This is a genomic window from Candidatus Pelagibacter sp. HIMB1517 (assembly GCF_052047895.1).
Classification (GTDB): Bacteria; Pseudomonadota; Alphaproteobacteria; order Pelagibacterales; family Pelagibacteraceae; genus HIMB114.
Window position 1 is genome coordinate 260,371 of sequence record NZ_JBNAIW010000001.1, and the last position, 6,682, is coordinate 267,052.

Annotated in this window: 7 protein-coding genes and 1 tRNA gene; 4 read left to right on the forward strand and 4 right to left on the reverse strand. The window is 30.4% G+C overall.

Annotation, left to right across the window (positions count from 1 at the left end; genetic code table 11):
- The first annotated feature begins 1 nt into the window (after position 1).
- Complete coding sequence (locus ACTTAT_RS01525; protein ID WP_440679288.1) at positions 2-1,507, forward strand: heparinase II/III domain-containing protein; 1,506 nt, start codon at positions 2-4, stop codon at positions 1,505-1,507.
- A 21-nt stretch (positions 1,508-1,528) separates the two neighbouring features.
- Positions 1,529-3,085, forward strand: a complete 1,557-nt coding sequence (purH, locus tag ACTTAT_RS01530; protein ID WP_440679289.1) for a bifunctional phosphoribosylaminoimidazolecarboxamide formyltransferase/IMP cyclohydrolase — start codon at positions 1,529-1,531, stop codon at positions 3,083-3,085.
- Here purH and ACTTAT_RS01535 read toward each other — a convergent pair.
- From ACTTAT_RS01535 to ACTTAT_RS01545, 3 genes are all read right to left on the reverse strand, one after another.
- The gene (locus tag ACTTAT_RS01535; RefSeq protein WP_440679290.1) at positions 3,075-3,416 is read right to left on the reverse strand and encodes a 4a-hydroxytetrahydrobiopterin dehydratase; all 342 of its coding nucleotides are present in this window, start codon (positions 3,414-3,416) and stop codon (positions 3,075-3,077) included. The genes purH and ACTTAT_RS01535 overlap by 11 nt on opposite strands.
- Positions 3,416-4,309 (reverse strand): alpha/beta hydrolase, encoded by an 894-nt coding sequence (locus ACTTAT_RS01540; RefSeq protein ID WP_440679291.1) that lies wholly within the window; start codon positions 4,307-4,309, stop codon positions 3,416-3,418. The genes ACTTAT_RS01535 and ACTTAT_RS01540 overlap by 1 nt, the downstream gene beginning before the upstream one ends.
- A 5-nt stretch (positions 4,310-4,314) precedes the next feature.
- Positions 4,315-4,389: transfer RNA gene (locus ACTTAT_RS01545), tRNA-Gly, on the reverse strand.
- A 54-nt stretch (positions 4,390-4,443) separates the two neighbouring features.
- Between ACTTAT_RS01545 and ACTTAT_RS01550 the strand changes: the two genes are divergently transcribed.
- Together ACTTAT_RS01550 and ACTTAT_RS01555 are read left to right on the forward strand one after the other, a co-directional pair.
- Positions 4,444-5,100 (forward strand): LON peptidase substrate-binding domain-containing protein, encoded by a 657-nt coding sequence (locus tag ACTTAT_RS01550; protein ID WP_440679293.1) that lies wholly within the window; start codon positions 4,444-4,446, stop codon positions 5,098-5,100.
- Positions 5,100-5,270 (forward strand): Trm112 family protein, encoded by a 171-nt coding sequence (locus ACTTAT_RS01555; RefSeq protein ID WP_440679295.1) that lies wholly within the window; start codon positions 5,100-5,102, stop codon positions 5,268-5,270. Before ACTTAT_RS01550 ends, ACTTAT_RS01555 begins: the two co-directional genes overlap by 1 nt.
- Here ACTTAT_RS01555 and rho read toward each other — a convergent pair.
- Complete coding sequence (rho, locus tag ACTTAT_RS01560; RefSeq protein ID WP_440679296.1) at positions 5,267-6,535, reverse strand: transcription termination factor Rho; 1,269 nt, start codon at positions 6,533-6,535, stop codon at positions 5,267-5,269. The two genes, ACTTAT_RS01555 and rho, sit on opposite strands and share 4 nt — an antisense overlap.
- Positions 6,536-6,682 lie beyond the last annotated feature (147 nt).

A 6,682-nucleotide genomic window follows, 5' to 3' on the forward strand; every position in this document is an offset into this window, starting at 1 on the left:
CATGAATAACGTTCCTTTACTTTTAGAACTCGAAGATAAAAATAATAAAAGAATCGAATTGATTAAGCGATTTCAAAAAAATATTTGGAAACTTGATAATATTGGAGAAAAACATTTATCGGAGCTTCATAAATTTTCTTGGTTATCTCAACTCGATATAAAAAATCATAAAATACTTGCTAAAAATATCATAGTTGAATGGTTAACAAAAAATCAAAATTATAATGAAAAAAATTGGAACCATCTTATCACAGCCAATCGATTAATTTTTTGGATATGTTGTTCTCATTTTACAATAAGAAACAATGATATGGTTTTTAGAGCGACTATAACAAATAATATTGTAAAACAAGCTCTTCACTTAAATCGAAACCTTACATTTATACATAACAAATTAGAAAAAATACTCGTCCTTGCTTCTTTAATTTTAGTTAGTGTTACCTTTGAAGGTAACCAAAAATTATTTCAAAGTACGATAAAGAATTTATCAAGTGAGATTAAAAACATTATTGATCGCAATGGCTTTGTTGAAAGTAAAAACCCAGAAGATCAATTTTGGTTATTGCACCATTTAATTTTAGTTAGAGAATTTTTAATCTTCTCACAAAATACTGTACCTGAATTTTTAGACCAATATATTCAAAAAATTGGTGATAATTATAAAGGATTATTACTATCAAATAATTTTCTCCCACTATTTAATGGGGCTAAAAATAGAGATGCCACTGAATTTAATAAATTTTTAAAAGCCAAAAACTATAAATTCGATAAAAAAACAAAAACTCATTCTTACTTAATTTCAAAAATTAAAAAGTTTGAAATAGCTGTCGATGCCAATGATCCACCGTCTGATTTAAATTCACAGAATTACCAAGCAGGATGTTTATCTTTTGAATTTCTTTATAATGGAAAAAAAATAATTTCAAATTGTGGGTCTGCTCACAATTTTAGTGGTGATTTACCATATCTAAGTCAGACTACAGCAGCACATTCTGCATTAACAATAAATGACACTTCTTCCTGCTTATTTCAAAAAAACCCACTGGTCAGAACATTTTATGGAAATTCTCTTATACAAAAATTAAAAGTTTATAAAAAAGATTTAAACACCGACAAAGATACTATTTCTATTATTTCTGGCCATAATGGTTATCAAAAAAAGTATAATACGATGTATGAAAGAAAAATAGTTATTCATGAAAATGAAAATAAGTTGACTGGAGAAGAACTTATAATTGTTGCAAAAAAAGATTTGGCTTTCCTAAATTTTTCTCTTCGATTTCACGTCACACCTGAGGGTAAACTTATACAAACTCAAGGTGGAGATATATTATTAAGTGTGGATAATCAGGGCTGGAGATTTAAATCATCCCATCCTGTAAAAATCGAAGATAGTCTTTATTTCGCTTCTTATGACAAAATTTTAGAGTCAAAATGTATTCTTGTTGAAGGCACTTTGAAAGATAAGGTGAATAACATTAACTGGGCTTTGGAAAAAACTAATTAATAGACTATAAGAAATCATCCAATGAATAAAATTACTAAAGCTTTAATTTCAGTTTCAGACAAAACAAACCTTGAGACCGTTCTTGATGCTTTAAAAAAGCACAATGTTGAAATTATAAGTACAGGTGGGACCTTTAAATTCATAACAGATAAGGGTTTTGAGTGCACTGAAATTTCTCAATACACCGGTTCACCTGAAATATTAGAAGGCAGAGTTAAAACACTTCATCCTAAAATACACGGTGGCTTGTTAGGAGATATTGATAAAAAAAATCATCAAGATCAAATGAAAGAAAATCAAATTAGTGAAATCAACCTTGTAATTGTTAATCTTTACCCATTTGAAAATAAATTATTAGAAGGCGACGTATCATTTGAAGAAATGATCGAAAATATTGATATCGGAGGTCCATCAATGCTTAGATCATCTTCAAAAAACTTCAAACATGTAACCGTACTACCTTCTCCAAAATACTATGATGAATTTTTAAAAGAATTTGAAAAAAATAAAGGTTCGACATCCATAGAGTTTAGAAAAAAAATGTCAGCTATTACATTTAGCGAAACAGCTTATTACGACAGCTTGATATCGAATTGGATGTCAGAACAAAATGGTATTAAGTTTTTAGATAAAAAAACTATTCCTGGTAAAATTTTACAAAAACTTAGATATGGTGAAAACCCTCATCAAGAAAGTCGAGTATTTGAAATTGTTAATAATAAAAAAGGGTTCTCAAATTTAAATCAAATTCAAGGAAAAGAGCTTAGTCATAATAACTATTTAGACTCATTTAATGCCTATTCACTAGTAAATGACTTTGACAAACAAAGTAAAGTTTGTGCCATAATTAAGCATAATAACCCTTGCGGGTGTGCTTCAGATACAAATGGACTAAAAGCCTATCTAAATGCTCTCTCAGGTGACCCTACAAGCGCATTTGGAGGGGTTGTGGCGTTCAATTATAGTATTGACGAAGGCATTGCCACTGAAATTGTAAAAACCTTCTATGAGGTGATATTAACACCAAAGGTTAGTGATGAAGCAAAAAAAATATTATCATCAAAGAAAAACCTTAGAGTTTTAGAGTATGAGTTGGTAGAAAATAGCCCGTCGTTTTCAGTAGCTTTTATGCAAAAGACCTTTCTCCTTCAAGATGAGAATTTTTCATCTTTAACAAAAAAAGATTTAAAAATTGTAACCAAAGCAAAACCAACAGAAATAGAAATTGATAATCTTTTGTTTGCAAATCAAGTTTGCAAACACGTAAAATCAAATGCAATCGTTATTACTAAAGATAATAAAACTCTAGGTGTTGGAGCAGGCCAAACTAGCAGGGTTGGTTCTGCCGAAATTGCATGTAAAAATGCTTTAAAATTTTTTCCAAAAGAAATCGCAGGATCATCTGCGGCTTCAGACGCCTTTTTTCCGTTTGCCGATGGTATTGAAAATCTTATCCAGGCAGGTGTTAAATCTATAATTCAACCGGGCGGATCTATACGAGATCAAGAAGTTATTGATGCAGCTGATAAAGCTGGCATATCAATGGTGTTTACAGGAATAAGAAATTTTAAACACTAATTTCGTCGATCTTAGCCGCCAAGACAAAATCACTTTCAGCTAACCCATTTATAGCATGTGTCATAATAATAATATTAGCATATCCCCATCCGAACTTTAAGTCAGGATGATGGTTCTCGTCTTCAGCAATTTGTGAAACTTTGTTAATAAAATTTAAACTTGTTTCAAAATTTTTGAACTTAAAATCTTTTGATAGATAGAAATGACCTTTGTCATTTTTCATTATATTCCAATTTTCTACTTTAGTTTTAAATTCATTAATTTGCTCTTGTGTAAAAGCAGGAATCTCACCAGAACACGGTATGCATTTTTTTTTAGATAAATCACTCATTATAAAAATTTTTTAAACCATTCTAAAACTTTTTTTGGCTGTTCTTCTTGTAAATAATGACCACAATCTAATCCTTCTCCTTGAACTTGTTGATCACTATAATTCTGCCAAACATCTAACACGTCCCCCCAAACTTTTCCAGTATCACTTCTATTACCCCATAGTACAAAAATTGGGCATTTAATTTTGTTATTTTTTTCAAAGTCTTCATTATCATGATCAAGATCACAAGATGGTGAGGCTCTATAGTCTTCGCATGAGGCTCTGATAGTTTTATAATTAAAACATCTGACGTATTCATCAAATGTCTCCTTACAAAACTCTAAAGTTGCGCCTCTTTTAGATAATTTTTTTTCCATATAATATTTTGCTGGAACAGATGATAATAATTTTTCAGGCAAATCATAAGGCTGCATCATTAGTAACCAATGCCATTTTGACATTGCCCAATTTTTCTTTTGTACAGTCCAAATGTGTCTGTTTGGCATAATATCAAATATTCCAACTTTTTTTATTTTTTCTGGAAAATCTAAACACATTCTATGTGAGGTTCTTGCTCCTCTATCATGACCAACTAATTTAAATTCATCAAAACCCAATTTCTTCATTAAAGATATTTGATCATTTGCCATTGCTCTGAATGAATAATTTATATGATTATCTCCACCCTCTTCTGGTCCAATGCTTTCACCATAACCTCTAAGATCAGAGGCAACTACATAAAATTTATCTTTTAGATCATCAACTATCTTGTGCCACGTGATATGTGACATAGGATTGCCATGTAATAATAACAACGGCTCACCTTTGCCTCCATGTCTACAAACTATCTCCGCTTTTCCAAAACCTTGGTCTTCAACAGTAATTGTTTCCTTTTTAAATCCTGAGAACATTTTTTTGGAGCGGGTGAAGGGAATTGAACCCACGACCTAAACGTTGGCAACGTTTCGCTCTACCACTGAGCTACACCCGCTTTTATATTTTTTTTAAATTATTATTTATGTTAAAGTTTTTCAATAGATAAATAATGAAAAAAAAATTTAACATATCAGATTTACCAACTGAAATACCAATTTTCCCATTGAGTAATGCAATTTTTTTCCCCAAAACCCTTTTACCTCTAAATATATTTGAACCAAGGTACAAACAAATGACAGAGCATGCAATTGATGGTGATAATTTAATAGGAATGGTTCAATCGAATTTAAAAAAAGATTTAGATGGAAAGCCAGAAGTGTATTCTATTGGGTGCGTTGGTTACATAGAATACCATTCCTCGACGCCTGATGGTCGTTACTTGATTAACCTTAAAGGCATCACTAGATTTAAAATTAAAAATGAAATTAATACAAATAACTTGTATAGAAAATTCAAAGTTGACTATGAAGATTTTACAAAAGACTTTGGTGAAGAGGAAAAGATCAATATAAATACAATAGATTTAATTGATAAAACAAAGAAGCTTTTTGAGAAACATCAACTAATTACGGACTGGAAGATAGTTGAAAAAGTAGAGCCCTCCCAGTTAATTAATTCACTGGCAATGATATGTCCTTTTACAATTAGCGAAAAACAAAGATTGCTAGAAACGACAGATATTAAAGATAGAAATGATGTTCTTAATCAAATTATTAATTTTTATATTTTAGGAAATAATAATGACGAAAATAGGAACATTCATTAATGGAATTTGATAAAAATTTATTAAAAACAATTGTTTGTCCTCAATCAAAAGAAAAGTTAATTTACGATGAAAAAAACAATTGTTTAATTGCCAAAACTTCAAAGCTTGCTTATCCAATAAAAAATGGAATTCCTATAATGTTAATAGAAGAGGCTAAAAAAATCGATTAACCTTTATTCATAGAGTCAAAAAATTCTCCATTATTTTTTGTCTCTCTTAATTTGCCTATTAAAAATTCTATAGCATCCATAGACCCCATAGGATTAATAATTCTCCTTAGCACGTTCATTTTAGATAGTTCATCTTTTTCAAACAACAATTCTTCTTTTCTCGTTCCAGATTTGGCAACATCAATTGCTGGGTAGGTTCTTTTGTCTGCAACTTTTCTATCAAGAACAACTTCTGAGTTACCTGTTCCTTTAAACTCTTCAAAAATAACTTCATCCATTCTTGAGCCTGTTTCAATCAAAGCGGTTGAGATTATAGTTAAAGAACCACCTTCTTCAATGTTTCTAGCGGCACCAAAAAATCTCTTGGGTCTTTGAAGTGCATTTGCATCGACACCACCAGTTAAAACTTTACCTGAACTTGGAACAACAGCGTTATATGCTCTGCCCAATCTTGTTATTGAATCTAGCAATATAACAACATCCTTTTTATGTTCACAAAGTCTTTTTGCTTTTTCTATAACCATTTCAGCAACTTGAACGTGTCGTTGAGCCGGCTCATCAAATGTAGAACTTACAACTTCGCCGTCAACTGTTCTTTGCATATCTGTAACTTCTTCTGGTCTTTCATCGATTAGCAATACTATTAAATAAATCTCTGGGTGATTTGCAGTTATTGAATTTGCAATATTTTGTAAAATTACAGTTTTTCCAGTTCTTGGCGGAGCTACAATTAAAGATCTTTGTCCTTTTCCAATTGGAGAAACCAAATCAATAACTCTTGCAGTTACATCTGTCTTTTTTTCTATCTTTGTTTTTTCAATTTCTAACTTAATTTTTTCATCTGGATATAATGGTGTTAAGTTATCAAAGTTAATTTTATGTTTAGTTTTTTCAGGATCTTCAAAGTTAATTTTATTAACTTTTAATAATGCAAAATATCTTTCTTGATCTTTTGGAGCTCTAATTTCTCCTTCGACAGTATCTCCCTTTCTAAGACCAAATCTTCTTATTTGACTCGGGCTTACATAAATATCGTCAGGCCCCGGTAAATAATTTGACTCCATAGCTCTTAGAAAACCAAACCCATCTTGTAAAGTTTCTAATACACCTGTAGCAGTTATTTGCTCGCCTTTTTCAGCAAGTTTTTTTAATATCGCAAATAATATTTCTTGTTTTCTAAGTGTACTTGGATTTTCAATACCGAGCTTTTCAGCTTCTGAAATTAGATCAGCAGGTGATTTATCTTTAAGTTCTTGTAAATTCATAATGGAAAAGTTTTATTGTGGTGAAATACTCTTATAACTAATTTTCTAACAATTTGCAATATCTGATAAACAATAAAATAATAATATAATAATTATATTTATATAAATTAGTTTTGTTATTAGGTAATGTTTATAACGGGGTTAATT

Excerpts from the sequence above, each read along its gene's own strand:
- ACTTAT_RS01525 (WP_440679288.1), top strand. The coding sequence starts at position 2 with ATGAATAACGTTCCTTTACTTTTAGAACTCGAAGATAAAAATAATAAA.
- purH (WP_440679289.1), top strand. The coding sequence starts at position 1,529 with ATGAATAAAATTACTAAAGCTTTAATTTCAGTTTCAGACAAAACAAAC.
- ACTTAT_RS01535 (WP_440679290.1), bottom strand. The coding sequence starts at position 3,416 with ATGAGTGATTTATCTAAAAAAAAATGCATACCGTGTTCTGGTGAGATT.
- ACTTAT_RS01540 (WP_440679291.1), bottom strand. The coding sequence starts at position 4,309 with ATGTTCTCAGGATTTAAAAAGGAAACAATTACTGTTGAAGACCAAGGT.
- ACTTAT_RS01550 (WP_440679293.1), top strand. The coding sequence starts at position 4,444 with ATGAAAAAAAAATTTAACATATCAGATTTACCAACTGAAATACCAATT.
- ACTTAT_RS01555 (WP_440679295.1), top strand. The coding sequence starts at position 5,100 with ATGGAATTTGATAAAAATTTATTAAAAACAATTGTTTGTCCTCAATCA.
- rho (WP_440679296.1), bottom strand. The coding sequence starts at position 6,535 with ATGAATTTACAAGAACTTAAAGATAAATCACCTGCTGATCTAATTTCA.